This window comes from Bradyrhizobium sp. Rc3b (assembly GCF_900114915.1).
GTDB lineage: Bacteria > Pseudomonadota > Alphaproteobacteria > Rhizobiales > Xanthobacteraceae > Bradyrhizobium.
Genome location: NZ_FOUS01000008.1, coordinates 420,513 through 437,031, shown reverse-complemented (window position 1 = coordinate 437,031; position 16,519 = coordinate 420,513). Strand labels below are relative to the sequence as shown.

Genomic DNA, 16,519 nt, shown 5'->3' with positions numbered 1-16,519 from the left:
GTCGTTGTGCCACTGGAGCGGGCAATGGTAGCCGTGCAAGAGACGGTCGAGCGCGTGAAGCGCATCGACGTCGACCAGTATCGTTATGGGTTTGAGACCCTGATCGACTCCGAGAAGGCCCCCAAGGGGCTTTCGGAAGAGATCGTAAAATTCATCTCGCAGAAGAAGGACGAACCCGACTGGATGCTCCAGTGGCGGCTCGAGGCCTATCGGCGCTGGCTGACCATGACCGAGCCGACCTGGGCGCGCGTCGATTATCCCAAGATCGACTTCCAGGACCTCTATTACTACGCGGCGCCGAAGCCGAAGAAGACGGTCACCTCGCTGGACGAGATCGATCCGGAGATCCTGAAGACCTACGAGAAGCTCGGCATTCCCTTGCGGGAAGTTGCCATGCTCGAAGGTGTCGAGCCGAAGGTCGGTGAGGAAGATCCGGCGCGCCGCAAGATCGCGGTCGATGCTGTCTTCGATTCGGTTTCGGTTGCGACCACGTTCAAGGCGGAGCTGAAGAAGGCCGGCGTGATCTTTATGCCGATCTCGGAAGCGATCCGCGAGCATCCTGAATTGGTGCAGAAATATCTGGGATCGGTAGTTCCGACCTCGGACAATTTCTACGCGACACTGAACTCGGCGGTGTTCTCCGACGGCTCGTTCGTCTACGTGCCGCCGGGCGTGCGCTGCCCGATGGAGCTGTCGACCTATTTCCGCATCAACGAGCGCAATACCGGCCAGTTCGAGCGCACGCTGATCATCGCCGACAAGGGCGCCTACGTCTCCTATCTCGAGGGCTGCACCGCGCCGCAGCGCGACGAGAACCAGCTGCACGCCGCCGTGGTCGAGCTCGTCGCGCATGACGATGCCGAGATCAAATATTCGACGGTGCAGAACTGGTACCCCGGCAATTCGGAAGGCAAGGGCGGCATCTACAATTTCGTCACCAAGCGTGGCGACTGCCGCGGCAACCGTTCGAAGATCTCCTGGACCCAGGTAGAAACGGGTTCGGCGATCACCTGGAAGTATCCGAGCTGCATTCTCCGCGGTGACAATTCGAGCGGTGAGTTCTACTCGATCGCGATCTCGAACGGCTTCCAGCAGGTCGATTCGGGAACCAAGATGATTCATCTCGGCAAGAACACGTCGAGCCGCATCATCTCCAAGGGCATCGCGGCCGGCAAGTCGCAGAACACCTATCGCGGCCTCGTCACCGCGCACCGGAAAGCGACCGGCGCGCGCAACTTCACCGCCTGCGACTCGCTGCTGATCGGCGATAAATGCGGCGCGCACACCGTGCCGTACATCGAGGCCAAGAACTCCTCGGCGACGTTCGAGCACGAAGCGACGACCTCGAAGATCTCCGAGGACGTGCTGTTCTACTGCATCCAGCGCGGTCTCTCGCAGGAGGAGGCGGTCGGCCTCGTCGTCAACGGCTTCGTCAAGGACGTGCTGCAGCAACTGCCGATGGAATTCGCGGTGGAAGCGCAGAAGCTGATCTCGATCTCGCTTGAAGGGTCGGTCGGTTAATACCGACCCTCGCGGTGCGCTTAGGCGCTCCATGCATCATTTGAATAGACTGGACACCAAAATGGCTTTGCTTGAAGTGAAAGACCTCAAGGTTCGTGTCGAGGAGCGTGAGATCCTCCACGGGCTGACGCTGACCGTGAACGAAGGCGAGGTCCATGCGATCATGGGGCCCAACGGCTCCGGCAAATCGACGCTCTCCCACGTCATCGCCGGCAAGCCCGGCTACGAGGTCACCGACGGCCAGATCCTGTTCAAGGGTGAGGATCTGCTCGAGATGTCGCCGGACGAGCGCGCCGCCAAGGGCGTGTTCCTGGCGTTCCAGTATCCGGTCGAGATTCCCGGCGTCGCCACCATGAACTTCCTGCGCACCGCGCTGAATGCGCAGCGCAAGGCGCGCGGCGAGGATGAATATTCGACGCCGGACTTCCTGAAGAAGGTCCGCGAGGTCTCGAAGTCGTTGAACATCCCGCAGGACATGCTCAAGCGCGGCGTCAATGTCGGCTTCTCCGGCGGTGAGAAGAAGCGCAACGAGGTGCTGCAGATGGCGCTGTTCGAGCCGAGCCTGTGCATCCTCGACGAGATGGATTCCGGCCTCGACATCGATGCGCTGCGCATCGCGGCCGACGGCGTCAACGCGCTGCGTTCGCCGGGGCGTGCGATGGTCGTCATCACCCACTATCAGCGGCTGCTGAACTACATCGTGCCCGACGTCGTGCACGTGATGTCGAAGGGCCGTGTCGTGAAGAGCGGCGGTAAGGAATTGGCGCTGGAGCTGGAAGCATCCGGCTACGCCCAGTTCGAGGATGCCGCGTAAGGAATTTTGCGATGAACGTTGCTGTGGCAAAGACCGGAAAGGGCCGCGCGGTGAGCGATCTCTTCACCAGCGCCGAGGGCCGGCTGCCGGGTTCGTCCGCGGTCACCGCTGTGCGCCGCGAGGCGTTCGAGACCTATGAGCGTCTCGCCCTTCCGCACCGCCGGATCGAGGAATGGAAATACACCGACCTGCGCGCGCTGGTCGGCGAGGTGCTGCCGCTGGCAGCCGCGCCCGATGCGGCCGCGCTGAAGCTCGCCGCGGACACGGTGAAGACGCATGCGATCGCAGGCGCACGCAAGCTGGTGCTGGTCGACGGCGTGTTCGCAGCCGATCTTTCCGACGTGAAGGCATTTGTCGCCGAGGTCGGCTTCAAGACGCTACGGGAGACGTTGGAGAAGGATGCCGGTCTGTTGAAGACCGCGTCCACCGATGCCGTGATCTCGCTCAACGCGGCGATGGCGACCGACGGCGTCGTGCTCGATATCGCCGATGGCGCACAGCTGTCCGCACCGATCCAGATCATCCACATCGCCACCGCCACATCGGCGTCGGCCTTCACCCGCTCGCAGGTCACGATCGGCAAGGGCGCGCGCGCCACCATCGTCGAGAGCTTCGTTGCGGCAGGCGCTGCGGCCTACCAGGTCAATGACGCCGTGATCGTTTCTGTCGGCGATGACGCCGACGTTGCACACATTCGCCTGATGGACGATGCACCCGACGCCTTGAACGTCTCGTCGCACTTCGTCACCGTCGGCGCCAATGTGAAGTTCAATTTCTTCAACATGACGACCGGGGCTGCTGTCAGCCGCCTCCAGGGCTTCATCACGCTGGCGGGCGAGGGCAGCGAGCTCTCCGCCAACGGCGTCAACCTGTTGCAGAAGACCGAGCATGGCGACACCACGCTGGTGGTCGACCATGCCGTGCCGAACTGCGTCAGCCGCGAAGTTTTCCGTGCGGTGATCGACGATCGCGCCCATTCGGTGTTCCAGGGCCGCATCATCGTCCGTCCCGATGCGCAGAAGACCGACGGCAAGATGATGACCCGCGCGTTGCTGCTTTCGGATGAAGCCGAGGCCGACAACAAGCCCGAGCTCGAGATCTTCGCCGACGACGTCTCCTGCGGCCACGGCGCGACCGCCGGTGCGCTCGACGACAGCCTGTTGTTCTACCTGAAGGCGCGCGGCCTGCCGGAGAAGCAGGCCCAGGCGCTGCTGATCCAGGCTTTCGTCGGCGAGGCGATCGAGCAGATCGCCGATGACGGTTTGCGCGAGCACGTGATCGGCATTGCCGAGCGCTGGCTGGAGCGGCGGTCATGAGCACGCATCCGGCAGTCAAGAACGGTGCCTACGACGTCGCGCGCGTGCGCCAGGATTTTCCGGCGCTCGCGATGCAGGTCTACGGCAAGAAGCTGGTCTATCTCGACAACGCCGCTTCGGCGCAGAAGCCGAGCGCCGTGCTCGACCGCATGACGCAGGCCTATACGAGCGAATACGCCAACGTGCATCGCGGCCTGCATTACCTCGCCAATGCCGCGACCGAAGCCTATGAGGGCGGCCGCACCAAGGTGGCGCAGTTCATCAACGCGCCCCGTACGGAAGAAGTGATCTTCACCCGCAACGCGACCGAGGCGATCAATCTGGTTGCCTCGTCCTGGGGCGGGCCGAACATCAAAGAGGGCGACGAGATCGTCCTCTCGATCATGGAGCACCATTCCAACATCGTGCCGTGGCACTTCCTGAGGGAACGCCAGGGCGCTGTGATCAAGTGGGCGCCGGTCGACGACGAGGGCAATTTCCTCATCGACGAGTTCGAGAAGCTGCTGACGGCCAGGACCAAGCTGGTCGCGATCACGCAGATGTCGAACGCGCTCGGCACCATCGTGCCCGTCAAGGAAGTCGTGAAGATCGCCCACGCGCGCGGCATTCCAGTGCTGGTCGACGGCAGCCAGGGCGCGGTGCATCTGCCCGTCGACGTCCAGGACATCGGCTGCGATTTCTACGTCTTCACCGGTCACAAGGTGTATGGGCCGACCGGAATCGGTATCCTCTGGGCCAAGTACGATCACCTCGTCGCGATGCGTCCCTTCAACGGCGGCGGCGAGATGATCCGCGAGGTCTCGCGCGATGTCGTCACCTATGGCGATCCTCCGCACAAATTCGAGGCGGGCACGCCGGCGATTGTCGAGGCCGTCGGCCTTGGCGCGGCCATCGACTACGTCAATTCGATCGGCAAGGAGCGCATCGCTGCGCACGAGCACGATCTCACCACCTATGCCCAGGATCGGCTCCGCGAGATCAATTCGCTGCGGCTGATCGGCACGGCACGGGGCAAGGGCCCGGTGATCTCGTTCGAGCTGAAGGGCGCGCACGCCCACGACGTCGCCACCGTGATCGACCGCCAGGGCATCGCGGTGCGCGCCGGCACCCATTGCGTGATGCCGCTTTTAGAGCGGTTCAACGTAACGGCCACCTGCCGGGCCTCGTTCGGCATGTATAATACGCGGGAAGAAGTCGATCATCTGGCACAGGCGCTTTTGAAGGCGCGGGATTTGTTCGCATGAGTGACACGGCCGAAATCAAAGCTAGTCCGATGGAGACCCATTCGGCGCTGCCGCCGGAGGAAACCGAGCGGCTGACCACGGAGATCATCGCCGGGCTGAAGACCGTGTTCGACCCGGAAATCCCGGCCGACATCTACGAGCTCGGCCTGATCTACAAGGTCGAGATCAAGGACGACCGCTCCGTCGACGTCCAGATGACGCTGACGACGCCGAACTGCCCGGCCGCCGGCGAGCTGCCGACCATGGTCGAGAACGCGGTTGCCAGCGTCCCCGGCGTCGGCGTGGTCGACGTCAAGGTCGTCTGGGAGCCGCCGTGGTCGCCGGAACGCATGAGCGACGAGGCGCGCCTCGTGCTCAACATGTGGTGACGCGTAACCTCAGCATTGAATTTGCTCCGCAACGGACCAGATAGATAAGATGACCCAGGCGACACCAGCATCCACTCCGAAGCCGCGGCGGCCGCGCCCGCAGGTGATGCGGCTGACGGACGCTGCTGCCCAGCGCATCACCGAGCTGACCCAGCGCGCCGATTCCGAGATCGTCGGCTTGCGCGTCGGCGTGAAGAACGGCGGCTGCGCCGGCCAGTCATACACGGTCGAATACGCCCACGACGTCCGCCCGACCGACGAGGTCGTCGAGGACAAGGGCGTCAAGATCCTGGTCGATCCCAAGGCCGTGCTGTTCCTGCTCGGCACCGAGATGGACTACAAGGCCGACAAGATGCAGGCCCAGTTCGTCTTCAACAATCCGAACCAGATCTCCGCCTGCGGCTGCGGCGAGTCGGTCGAGCTGCGGCCGGCCAAGATCGACGGGTAGGCCCGGCTGACGCTAAGCACTCCGCTGTCGTCCCCGCGGACGCGGGGACCCATACCGCGTGGATCTATCTTGAGCGGAAGGTGCCAGTACCGGAGCTGGCACGACTAACAGTCTTCGCTAAACTCCTCCCTGTGGTTATCGCGACGAGCGCGAAGCGCTCGCGCTGGGGTCCCTGCGTTCGCAGGGACGACACTAGGGAGTTAGTTGGGCCATGGACCGCGAATTCCTGATCGACCTGTTCGCCGATTTCGGCCCCGTCACCATCCGAAAAATGTTCTCCGGCTACGGCATCTCCGCCGACGGCATCAACTTCGCGCTGTCACTGCGTGCCGGCCTGTTCTTGCGCGCAGACGAGGTGACGATCCCGGACTTTGAAGCCGAAGGCTCAAAACCATTTCAATATTCGACCCGCGCCAAGACCGTGGTGGTCAACTCCTATTGGGAGCTGCCGGCGCGCCTGTTCGACGATTCCGCCGAGCTCGCGCAATGGGCGAGGGCGGCACTCGCCGCCGCCCAGCGCGCCAAGGTGAAGACGCGGCCGAAGAAGGTTGCGTCGAAGAAGTCCGTTGCCAAGAAGCGGTTGGCGAAGAAGCCAGTCAAGAAGACGGTCCGTAGGGTGGGCAAAGCGAAGCGTGCCCACCGTTCGAAATAATCATGCGCAGATCGTGGGCGCGGCGCTGTGCGCGCCTTTGCCCACCCCTACGAGAGCTCAGTCTGCGGCCTTGGTCAGGCCGACCCTCATGTCCTTCGCCGTAAACATGCAGATGCCGTCGGCGAGCACGCGGCCGTCGGCTATCCCGAGCACCAGCTTGCCGCGCCTGACCATCCTCATGGCGACCTCGTAACGCACGCATCGCGTCTCCGGCGTGACGGCGCCCGTGCACTCGACTTCGCCGACGCCGATGGCGCGGCCCTTGCCCGGTGAGCCTGACCAGCCGAGCCAATAGCCTACCATCTGCCACATGGCGTCCAGTGCGAGCGTCGGTGGCATCATCGCGTCACCGCAATAATGGGCATCGAAGAACCAGTGGTCCGGCACGATATCCAGCTCGCCGACGATATGGCCCTTGCCGAATTCGCCGCCGTCCAGGCTGATTTCCGTGATGCGGTCCATCATCAGCATCGGCGGCGCGGGCAATTGCGCATTGCCGGGCCCGAAATAGCCGCCGTCGCTCGATCTCAGCAGCTCATCCCTGGTGTAGGACGATTGCGGCGTGTGAAAATCATGGGGATTGGGCACGACGACAAGTCCTTTGCGGGCTCGGGTGCAGACGGCCAATGTTGTCGTGTCAGATTTTGTTCGCCACGGAATAATGTCAAGCGGCGATGCTGTAGGGTGGGCAAAGCGAAGCGTGCCCACGGTTCGAAATAATCATGCCGAGATCGTGGGGACGGCGCTCAGGGGCCTTTGCCCACCCTACGGCAGCTCTTTGAAAATTTACGCCACCCGGCTGTGGGTTTCGACCGCGTATTCCGGATCGGCTTCACAGATCACGCGGTTGCGGCCGTTGCGCTTGGCGGCGTAGAGGCAGGCATCCGCACGCTCGATCAGCGCGTCGGTGTCGTCGCCCGGCTTGAGCATGGAGACGCCGACGGAGATGGTGACGCGGCCGAGGATCTCGCCGGTGGACTTCTTCTTCAATTCCTTCGCCATCACAGCGCGGCGGATATGGTCGGCCACCGTGAGGGCCTGACGCAGAGCGGTGTTGGGCAGCACGACCGCGAATTCCTCGCCGCCATAGCGCGCGGTGATGTCCTGGCCCTTGATGGTCTGCTTCAGCGACAGGCCGACGAGCCGCAGCACCTGGTCGCCGGTGAGATGGCCGTAGGAATCGTTGAACGACTTGAAATGATCGATGTCGAACAGCAGCAGTGACAGCGGCTCGCCCGAGGCGAGGGCGCTCTGCACCGCCATGTCGATCATGCGGTCGAAATATTTGCGGTTGCCAAGGCCCGTGAGCGGATCGGTCAGGCTCTCGGCGCGGATCGCCTCCAGGCTCTGCTGGAGATTGCTGATCTCGTTCTTCGACAGCGTCAGCCGGTCTTCCAGCGTCTTGTTGGTCTCGCGCATCTCGCTGGTCGAACGCAGCAGCGTCTCGACGATCGCCTTGATCTGCTCGCGGTTCTTGGCCGACGCCAGTTTCTCGGTGGCTCCCGACAGGCTGGCATCGTAGGAGCCGGTCATGCCGAGTGCATCGCTCAAGACCTTCATCACGTCGTCGATCTCGCCGATGACGCGCGCGCCGACCTTGTCGATGCGGTCGGTGGTCTTGATGTGGGAGAGATAGGTCTCGTAGATCTGCTCGAGATCGGCTTCAGTCAGCTTGCCGCTGCGCGCCAGCGTCTCGTTGACGATCTTGTTGAGAGGCGCGTTGTAGCCGGTGGCGTAGACGTACCAAATCTCATAGTTGCGGGGAATTGCCGTCTGCCGCAGCGATCGGATCTGCCCGAGCGCTACCTCGGCGAACGCCATTGTGCGTTCGTGTTCGTCGAGAACCTTGACCACGGAACATACCCCACAGCGGTCGGTGCGCCGTCGACCGCAGCAATGCTTAAATTATGTTCGTAGGCTAACGGACGATCGTGAACACCCCGTAAATATACGTTCACGAATGCATCTAAAAAATTGTGGGGCGGCTTTGCTCAACCGAAACCTGGGGCGCCTCGCGCCTCAGGCCCCGGCGGGGGAGGAGCGAACCGGCCGCAGCAGAAACGCGGGCAGATGCGAGTGATCGCCCGGCTCGCTGTCGGCCTCGCGCTGGCGGCGGGGCTCGGGACGGCCGATCGACGGCACATGCGAATTATTGGACTGCTGTCGCGCGTCGTGACGCGGCTCGGCCCTGCGCTTGTCGTCGGAACGATGCCTTGCTTCAGCGGGCTGTCTTGCCTCCGAAGAACTCTTTGCTTCGGAAGCATGTCGCGTTTCGCCACGGGCCTCGCGCGGCTCGTGGCTGCGCTCCCGATCACGGCCGCGCTGCGGCTTGCCGCGTCCGCCACGTGAACGTTCGCGGCCACGCGACTCGCGCGGACGCTCGGCCCCATCGGAGGCTTCGGCGTGGATTTCAAAGTCGCCTTCGGCGCGCGGAATGCTCTGGCCGATCAGCTTCTCGATGGCCACCATCGACTTCTGGTCGAGCGGCGTCACGATCGAGATCGCGGTGCCGGTGCGACCAGCGCGGCCGGTGCGGCCGACGCGATGGACGTAGTCATCGGGATGGTGGGGGACGTCGAAATTGAAGACGTGGCTGACCTCGGGAATGTCGAGGCCGCGAGCGGCGACGTCCGAGGCGACGAGGAGGGGGAGCTCACCTTTGCGGAACTGTTCGAGCGCCGCCATGCGGGCCGGCTGGTCCATGTCGCCGTGCAGTGCGCCGACGCTGAAACCATGCTTCTGGAGCGATTTGTGAACGATGGCGACTTCGCGCTTGCGATTGCAGAAGATGATCGCGTTCTTGAGGTCCTTGGCCTCGCGCAGCAGGCGGCGAAGCAGCTCGCGCTTCTCATGCGCTTCGCGCCCCGCGGGCACCTGCGACTGCGTGACGGTCACAGCAGTGGTGGCAGGCTTGGACACTTCGACCTTCTGCGGATTGTGCAGGAAGGCTTCGGTGATGCGCCGGATTTCCGGCGGCATGGTCGCGGTGAAGAACAGGGTCTGTCGCGTGAACGGGACGAGCTTGCAGACGCGTTCGATGTCGGGGATGAAGCCCATGTCCAGCATGCGATCGGCTTCGTCGATGACGAGCAGCTCGACCCCGGTGAGGAGCAAGCCGCCGCGCTCGGTATGGTCGAGCAGGCGGCCGGGGGTGGCGATCAGCACGTCGACGCCGCGCGTCAGCTTGGCATCCTGGTCACCGAAGGAAACGCCGCCGATCAGTAGCGCGACGTTGAGTTTCTGGCCGGCGCCGTAGCGGTCGAAGTTTTCCTTGACCTGGGCCGCGAGCTCGCGGGTCGGCTCGAGGATCAGCGTGCGCGGCATCCGCGCCCGGGCCCGGCCCTTTTCGAGGATGGTGAGCATCGGCAGCACGAAGGCCGCGGTCTTGCCAGTGCCGGTCTGGGCGATGCCGAGCACGTCCTTGCGTGCGAGGACGTGGGGGATCGCCTGTTCCTGAATGGGGGTGGGGGTGGTGTAACCGGTGGCCGCCACTGCGGCGAGGACTTTTTCGGACAGTCCGAGATCTGAAAAGGACATTGAGCCTCTGGTCGAAACCGCCGTTCGGAATCGAGGGTAATAAGGCTGTCGCGTTCCACCCCGAAACGGCGCGCTCTCAAAGAAGCTGGGGGTGCTGACTCACGCGAACAAAGCGCCAGGCTCAGGAATCGGTCTTCGATCTGAGCCGCGTCGCCCCGGAACATAGGCGGGAATCGGCCAAAGTCAATGGAGCGGGCGCGGGAAGGTCCTAAAAAACCTGAGGTTTTTACCAAATAGCGGGTGCAACTGGGGTTTTTCCGCCCAGCCCCGCGCTCCGGCCGGAGCCGCCAAAACGACGGCTAACCCCTATCCGAGCCCTGCGCCCGGAAGTCACCCGGGGCCATGCCATAGGCGGCATTGAAGACCCGGTAGTAGGTCGCCAGGCTCTCGAAGCCGCAAGAGGTCGCGATGTCGGCGATCAGCCGCTCCGGTGCCTCGCGCATCAGGCGGCGGCTCTGTTTCAGGCGTTCGTCCGTCACGGTCTGCGAGAAGCTCTTCGCCGCGGTCTCGAACAGGATGTGCAGGTGGCGCACCGACACGCCGAGCTCGTCGGCCACCATCGTCGGCGCCAGATCCGGGTTTTGCAGTTGGCCCGCGATCAGGCGTCGGGCCCGCGAGAGGCGGGCGGTTCGCAGCGCGGCCTGTCCGCGCCGGCTGCCGGGCCTGACGATGCCGCGCTCGATCAGCGCCAGATGGGCCAGAGCCTGGACGAGGGAGGTCGCATCGCTGGCGCCCTGATCCGTAGAGGCGTCGCCGAGCTCGGCAAAGCAGGCCCCGAGCAGGGGCGCCAGGGTGGGATCGCTGAACGTCCGGGGCGCAAGCTCGCGCATGCGTTTGTCCTGCGCCGGGATGCCGCTGACCGGAATCTTCAGGATCCGCAAATGGAAGCCCCCGGCGCCCAGCGGCGCCGTGCGGTAGGGCAGGTCGGTATGGCTGGTGGCGAAACTGCCCGGGGCGATCGCGAAGTCGTTTCCGCGCATGCCGCCGAACCAGCCGCCGCTGCCGAGCTGCTGGTAGACGCAGATGCTGTCGCCGGGTGCGTAGGCGATGTCGGAGCTGCTGCGCTCGACCGTATATTGCGAGGCCTTCAGCTCGACGAGGCCGGCGCCGCCAAGCTGGCGCAGCGAGAATTCGCCGAAAAAGTCCGCGCGCCGTTCGCGCTCGAGTTCGGCGGTGACGCCGAACAATCCCTTGGAGCGCACCTCGCGCCAATAATCGAAGCGATCCTGCGGCTCGACTTCGTCGGTACACCAGCGATACACGGCAGCCCCCTCGCTTCGAGTGCGTTTGCCTGATGCCAAAGAAAAAGCAGATTCCAGCGCAATCTGCCATAGGCAGATCGTGGAACCGGGGCCCGGGCCCTTGAACCCTCGTTACGTCTGGGCCGACTATCACACAGCGGCAGGGGGTCCAATGAACTGCTGTTCGAGGGAAGCGGCGTGGCGCCGTTCTGCAACGGGAATTTTGCGATGACGCGTCGGCTTTTCAGAATTCTGGCGGCCCTTGGCCTGGCGGCGAGCCTGAGCGGCTTCGTAGCTCCCGCCTATGCCGAGAAGCGTGTCGCGCTCGTCATTGGTAATAACGACTACAGGAACGTGCCGAAGCTGCTCAAGGCGGTCAACGACGCCCGCACCATGGGCGATACGCTGAAGCAGCTCGGCTTCTCGGTGATGGTCGCAGAGAACCAGAGCCGGCAGCAATTCTCCGAGACCCTGCTCGCCTTCGACAAGGCGATCGAGCCGGGTGATACCGCGTTCTTCTTCTACGCCGGCCACGGCTTCGAGATCGCGGGCCAGAACTACCTGCTGCCGACGGACGTGCCGGCAGCGACCGAAGGGCAGGAAGAGCTGGTGCGTGACGCCTCGATCCTGGCCGACCGAATCGTCGAGCGCCTCCAGAACAAGAAGGCGCGGACCTCGATCCTGGTGTTCGATGCCTGCCGCAACAACCCGTTCGAGCGCAAGGGTACCCGCGCGGTGGCCGGTGGCGGCGGGCTTGCTCCGATGGTGCAGCTGCCTGAAGGCGTATTCTCGGTGTTTTCGGCCGGTCCCCGCCAGACCGCGCTCGACCGCCTCTCCAACGACGACGCCAATCCCAATTCGGTGTTCACGCGCACCTTCGCCAAGGAGCTGCTGCAGCCCGGCGAGAACCTCGTGCAGGTGGCGCAGCGCACCCGCCGTGCCGTCAGCGAGATGGCCGATACCGTCAAGCACAGGCAGGTGCCGGTCTATTTCGACCAGATGGTCGACGACGTCTTCCTCAGCGGCATGGCGAAGGACGCCGTCGCGCGGCCAGCTGATCCGCCGCCGCAGAAGCTCGCGGCGCTGCCGCCGGTGTCAGTGCCGCAACTGCCGAAGGAGGAGACCCTCAACGCGCCGATCGCGAGCTTCTCGCGGCACAATGGCGGCTGGAGCGTGGTGTTCTCGTTCGCCGACCCGACGCTCGGCATTTCCTGGCGCATGGCCGGCAAGGGCGATTTCCGCGAGACCGGCTTCATCGACACGCTTGATCCGCGCACGCGCAAGCGGATGCCTAACCCGTCGATCGAATTGCCGCCGGACGCTGCGGCCGGCACCATCGAGGTCCGCTATGTCGATCAATCCGGCGACATGCAGGGGCCGTTCCCGATCCGGTTCGATCCCGAGGCCGCGCTGATCCGCGACCAGCGCAAGATCCTCGACATGACGTCGACGAGCTGGCTGTCGTTCCGCGAGTTCAACGGGCTGCTGGTCTACTACACGCACCTGGTGTCCTATCGCTGCGCCATCCGCGAGGTGCGCATCGGCATCGACACTGCCGTGCCCAACCAGGTGCTGAAGATGCCTGCTTGCGACATGCGCGACCCCAATGCGATCACCGCCGGCATGCCGCTCTACATGAAGCTTGCCCCCGCCACGCAGTCCGTCTCGGTGGAGCTGACCTATCGCGACGGCAGCGTCTCGGAGATCAAGAGCTTTCGGAGCGCGAACCGGCAGTAGTGATTGACGGCGTTCGCTGGCCAGAGCGCAGCCGTCAAAGCAGGGTGGTGACCCGAGGGAGCGGATTTCTCGCAGCGAGGCTCGGATCCGGCAACAATACAGAAAATCTTACGCAATAGCCTTTATCAATGCGTGAGCTCACCGAACCGAGCAAACCTCTGTTGCTAACCCCGTAATTTGAGCCGAAGACTGGATCAGGCTGGAGGCTAGGCCGGGGGAACGGCTGATGCCAAAAACGATCCAGGAACAACTGGAAGAGGTGGAGCGTGATATCAAGCTTTATAAGGAATTCGATGAGGCCGAGATAGCTCGCTTCGAACGCGAGTCCTTCCTTTGGACCGCCGAAGATCGCATCGAGTGGCAGGAGACGCAGCGTTCGAATAAGCAATATCTCCGCGAACTTCACGACAAACGCCGTGCCTTGCTCAAGGAGATTGGGCGGTGACTTGGTACGTCTAGGCCCCCAAAGGGGACCAATACACGGCGGGATTGTGGGCGTTCCCCAAGGACGGCGGACCCGTGTTCACCCAGGCGACGGAACAACTCCTTGGTCACATGGATTGTCCACCAAACCAGGGAGACGATTCATGATCCGCAAGTCCATCCTCGTAGCTTTCGCATGCGCTGCGCTTTCGACGACCGCTTTTGCTCAGGGTGGCGGCGGTGCTGGCGGAGGCGGCGGTGGTGCTGCTGGCGGTGGCAGTGCCGCGGCCGGTACAGGGACCGGCGGCGCGGGATCTGCAGCCAGCTCAGGTGCCGGAATGGGCACCTCATCCAGCAGCGCCAATTCGGGGCCGTCGGCTCCTTCGGGAATGGGGGTTCATGGCACCACCACCGGGGCCAACGTCAACACCAACACCGGCCTGAACAATCCGAACGTTCAGTCCCCGACTGCAAACGGCACATCGCCAGCGGCCGCGCAAGCTGGACGGAACGCAGGTGTCGGTCATGCACCGAACGGGTTGCCGATCGGCAGTCCCGGCACCGGGACCAGCAATGAGGATCAGAAATAGTTTGGCTTCCGTCCATGAAAGGGCCCGCACAGTGCGGGCCTTTGTAGTTGGCCCGGGGCGCCCGGCAGACCCGACGCGAACGGCCGACGCAGGCGGTTTTCGCCGCAGGCAACGCTATGCTCGCGGCTCGCTCTCTTCCGCATCGCGGCTTCGGCGCGTGCGCAGGTAGACGAGCGCGATGTTGATGGCCAGCCAGGCTGCCAACCTGTAAGCAACCATGCCACGTTGAACGTTCCCTCTGATGCCCTTTAGGGTCTTATCTGCTGATAACAGCAGGGGGTGCCGCTTATTCCCGGATCGCAAGGATTGGTGCGATCTGAGCGGCCGGCGTTGGAGATCGCACAGCCAAATTCAAGCGCATTCGACCGGAATCGGCGTTACATTGCCCGCCATATCTTGATCGAGACTCGCATCGCGGATCGTGGCTGCAATGACATCCGACCAACAACCGAACCGGACGAAAAAAGTCCGTTGCTGCATCGTCGGCGGCGGGCCGGCTGGCATGATGCTCGGCTATCTCCTGGGGCGGGCCGGCATCGAGGTCGCGGTGCTGGAGAAGCATGCGGATTTCTTCCGCGATTTCCGCGGCGACACCGTGCATCCCTCGACGCTTCAAGTGATGGACGAGCTCGGTCTGATCGACGGCTTCCTGAAGCTGCCGCACCAGCGCCTGCAGAAGATGGACGGCCTGTTTGGCGGCACACCGGTGCGCATCGCCGATCTCAGCCGGCTCCACACCAAATACCCCTTTATCGCCTTCATGCCGCAATGGGATTTTTTGAATTTCCTGCGCGAGGCCGGCCGGCGCTTTGCCTCGCTCGAGGTGATGATGAGCACGGAGGCGGTCGATCTGATCCGCCGCGGCGAGACGATCGCCGGCGTGCGGGCGAAAACGCCCGACGGCATCATCGACATCGAAGCCGATCTCACCATCGCCTGCGACGGCCGGCATTCGACGGTGCGCGAGCGCGCCGGCCTCGTCGTCGAGGAAATCGGCGCGCCGATGGACGTGCTGTGGTTCCGCGCCGGCCGCAAGGCCGACGAGACGGAAAGCGTGTTCGCGCGCGTCGAGCCCGGCAAGATGATGATCACCTTCGACCGCGGCGACTATTGGCAATGCGCCTATGTCATCGCCAAGGGACAGCACGAGGCGGTGAAGGCGAGGGGACTGCAGGCGCTGCTCGACGACGTCGTGCGCATGGCGCCGATCCTTCGCTCCGGCATCGCCGACGTGAAGAGCTTTGACGACGTCAAGCTGCTGACCGTCGCGATCAACCGCATGGCGCGCTGGACGCGGCCGGGCCTGCTTTGCATCGGCGATGCCGCGCATGCGATGTCTCCGGTCGGCGGAGTCGGTGTCAATCTCGCCGTGCAGGATGCAGTCGCGACCGCCAATCTGCTGGCAGACAAGATGCAGCACGGCTGCCCGTCCGAGAGCGATCTCGATGCCGTGCGCCGTCGCCGCGAGTTCCCGGTGAAGATGACGCAGCGCATGCAGGTGATCGTGCAGAACAAGATCATCAGCGGCGCCTTGCAGGGGAGCGATCGGCCGCTCAAAGTGCCGCTGATCGTGCGCCTCATCACCGCGCTGCCATGGCTGCAGGGCATTCCCGCGCGTCTGCTCGCGCTCGGCGTGCGGCCCGAGCACGTGCATTCGAAAGCCGCGCCGGCATCGTAGCGCAGGAGTTCGGCAGGGATAATTTCGCGTTAAATCGCGCATGTGGCGTTGCTGGCGTGCAACAGCGCCAACGGATTCACGGACCTGCGCGTGCCCATCCGACACGTTAACTCTGTTGATTCGAATTTTAGTAACACCCGTCTGTGACCGTGCGTCCATCAAAGGACACGGGGTTGTACCATGCGTAACAAATTGATTGCCGCCTTCGCCTGCACGACCGCTCTGGTTTCGACGGGCGTGGCCTCTGCCGCCGATCTCGGCGCGCGCTACGCGAAGGCGCCCGCTTATGTCGAGCCGCTGTTCAACTGGACCGGCTTCTATGTCGGCGGCCACATCGGCGGCGCATGGACCAACCAGCAGTTCATCAACAACGGGATCGGTGCGCCGTTCGGCGATCTCGTCCCGGGCGAGGGCTATCGTCAGCGCAGCGCGGGCATCATGGGCGGCGCCCAGATCGGCTACAACTGGCAGGCCAACAACTACGTGTTCGGCATGGAAGGCACGATCTCCGGCCTCGACAACAAGGGCTCGTTCACGAACACCGCGTTCGGTGCGGGCGACGACGTGTTCTCCTGGCGCACCAACGTGCTCGCGACCGTGGTCGGCCGCGCCGGCTTCGCCGTGCAGAACAACCTCTTCTACGTCAAGGGCGGCTATGCCGGCGCGAACAACCGTCTGTCGGTCAGCGACACCGTCGGCGTGTCGGGCTCGGGCGGACAGACCCACTGGGCCAACGGCTGGACCGTCGGCGCCGGCTGGGAATACGGCGTCACCCGCAACTGGATCGTCGGCCTCGAATACAATTACGCGGCCTTCGGCAGCCAGACCTATCAGCTCGGCGGCACCTCGGGGAATTACACCTTCGACGCCAAGCCGCGCGACATCCAATGGGCCGTCGTGCGCGCGAGCTACAAGTTCGACGCACCTGTCATTGCCCGTTACTGAGCACG

General features: G+C 63.9%; 16 protein-coding genes. 12 read left to right on the top strand and 4 right to left on the bottom strand.

Annotated features, from left to right (window positions below; translation table 11 throughout):
* Window positions 1–24: 24 nt before the first annotated feature.
* From sufB to BM190_RS21320, 7 genes are all read left to right on the top strand, one after another.
* On the top strand, window positions 25–1,521 hold the full coding sequence (gene sufB, locus BM190_RS21350) for a Fe-S cluster assembly protein SufB (protein WP_092258579.1): 1,497 nt from the start codon (window positions 25–27) through the stop codon (window positions 1,519–1,521).
* 61 nt (window positions 1,522–1,582) lie between these two features.
* Complete coding sequence (gene sufC, locus BM190_RS21345; protein WP_020508824.1) at window positions 1,583–2,335, top strand: Fe-S cluster assembly ATPase SufC; 753 nt, start codon at window positions 1,583–1,585, stop codon at window positions 2,333–2,335.
* 11 nt (window positions 2,336–2,346) lie between these two features.
* The gene (gene sufD / locus BM190_RS21340; RefSeq protein WP_092258576.1) at window positions 2,347–3,651 is read left to right on the top strand and encodes a Fe-S cluster assembly protein SufD; all 1,305 of its coding nucleotides are present in this window, start codon (window positions 2,347–2,349) and stop codon (window positions 3,649–3,651) included.
* Entirely contained in the window at window positions 3,648–4,895 is a 1,248-nt protein-coding gene (locus BM190_RS21335; RefSeq protein ID WP_092258573.1) for a cysteine desulfurase, read from the top strand. The genes sufD and BM190_RS21335 overlap by 4 nt, the downstream gene beginning before the upstream one ends.
* A complete protein-coding gene (locus BM190_RS21330; protein WP_018323035.1) occupies window positions 4,892–5,263 on the top strand; it encodes an SUF system Fe-S cluster assembly protein in 372 nt (123 codons plus the stop codon). The genes BM190_RS21335 and BM190_RS21330 overlap by 4 nt, the downstream gene beginning before the upstream one ends.
* A gap of 49 nt (window positions 5,264–5,312) precedes the next feature.
* Window positions 5,313–5,711: a HesB/IscA family protein gene (locus tag BM190_RS21325; RefSeq protein WP_018323036.1), complete on the top strand. Its 399-nt coding sequence runs from the start codon at window positions 5,313–5,315 to the stop codon at window positions 5,709–5,711.
* A 211-nt stretch (window positions 5,712–5,922) separates the two neighbouring features.
* A complete protein-coding gene (locus BM190_RS21320) occupies window positions 5,923–6,363 on the top strand; it encodes a TfoX/Sxy family protein (RefSeq protein WP_092258570.1) in 441 nt (146 codons plus the stop codon).
* A 57-nt stretch (window positions 6,364–6,420) separates the two neighbouring features.
* Here BM190_RS21320 and fabA read toward each other — a convergent pair whose 3' ends face one another.
* The 4 genes from fabA to BM190_RS21300 all read right to left on the bottom strand — a co-directional run bounded on the left by fabA (window position 6,421) and on the right by BM190_RS21300 (window position 11,162).
* Window positions 6,421–6,951: a bifunctional 3-hydroxydecanoyl-ACP dehydratase/trans-2-decenoyl-ACP isomerase gene (fabA, locus tag BM190_RS21315; protein ID WP_092258567.1), complete on the bottom strand. Its 531-nt coding sequence runs from the start codon at window positions 6,949–6,951 to the stop codon at window positions 6,421–6,423.
* Window positions 6,952–7,149: 198 nt separating this feature from the next.
* On the bottom strand, window positions 7,150–8,217 hold the full coding sequence (locus BM190_RS21310) for a GGDEF domain-containing protein (protein ID WP_092258564.1): 1,068 nt from the start codon (window positions 8,215–8,217) through the stop codon (window positions 7,150–7,152).
* A gap of 165 nt (window positions 8,218–8,382) precedes the next feature.
* On the bottom strand, window positions 8,383–9,900 hold the full coding sequence (locus BM190_RS21305) for a DEAD/DEAH box helicase (protein ID WP_092258561.1): 1,518 nt from the start codon (window positions 9,898–9,900) through the stop codon (window positions 8,383–8,385).
* A gap of 299 nt (window positions 9,901–10,199) precedes the next feature.
* Complete coding sequence (locus BM190_RS21300; RefSeq protein WP_092258558.1) at window positions 10,200–11,162, bottom strand: helix-turn-helix domain-containing protein; 963 nt, start codon at window positions 11,160–11,162, stop codon at window positions 10,200–10,202.
* Between the two features lie 207 nt (window positions 11,163–11,369).
* On the opposite strand from BM190_RS21300, the gene BM190_RS21295 reads away from it, so the two are divergent.
* The 5 genes from BM190_RS21295 (at window position 11,370) to BM190_RS21280 (ending at window position 16,514) form a co-directional block, all read left to right on the top strand.
* Window positions 11,370–12,878, top strand: a complete 1,509-nt coding sequence (locus tag BM190_RS21295; protein WP_092258555.1) for a caspase family protein — start codon at window positions 11,370–11,372, stop codon at window positions 12,876–12,878.
* Between the two features lie 226 nt (window positions 12,879–13,104).
* The gene (locus BM190_RS21290; RefSeq protein WP_092258552.1) at window positions 13,105–13,323 is read left to right on the top strand and encodes a hypothetical protein; all 219 of its coding nucleotides are present in this window, start codon (window positions 13,105–13,107) and stop codon (window positions 13,321–13,323) included.
* A 142-nt stretch (window positions 13,324–13,465) separates the two neighbouring features.
* Window positions 13,466–13,891 carry a hypothetical protein gene (locus BM190_RS40595; protein ID WP_177237197.1) on the top strand — a complete coding sequence of 142 codons (426 nt, stop codon included), beginning with the start codon at window positions 13,466–13,468 and terminating at the stop codon, window positions 13,889–13,891.
* Window positions 13,892–14,321: 430 nt separating this feature from the next.
* On the top strand, window positions 14,322–15,569 hold the full coding sequence (locus tag BM190_RS21285; protein ID WP_092258548.1) for an FAD-dependent oxidoreductase: 1,248 nt from the start codon (window positions 14,322–14,324) through the stop codon (window positions 15,567–15,569).
* 180 nt (window positions 15,570–15,749) lie between these two features.
* Window positions 15,750–16,514 carry an outer membrane protein gene (locus BM190_RS21280; protein WP_018323046.1) on the top strand — a complete coding sequence of 255 codons (765 nt, stop codon included), beginning with the start codon at window positions 15,750–15,752 and terminating at the stop codon, window positions 16,512–16,514.
* The last annotated feature ends 5 nt before the right edge of the window (window positions 16,515–16,519 follow it).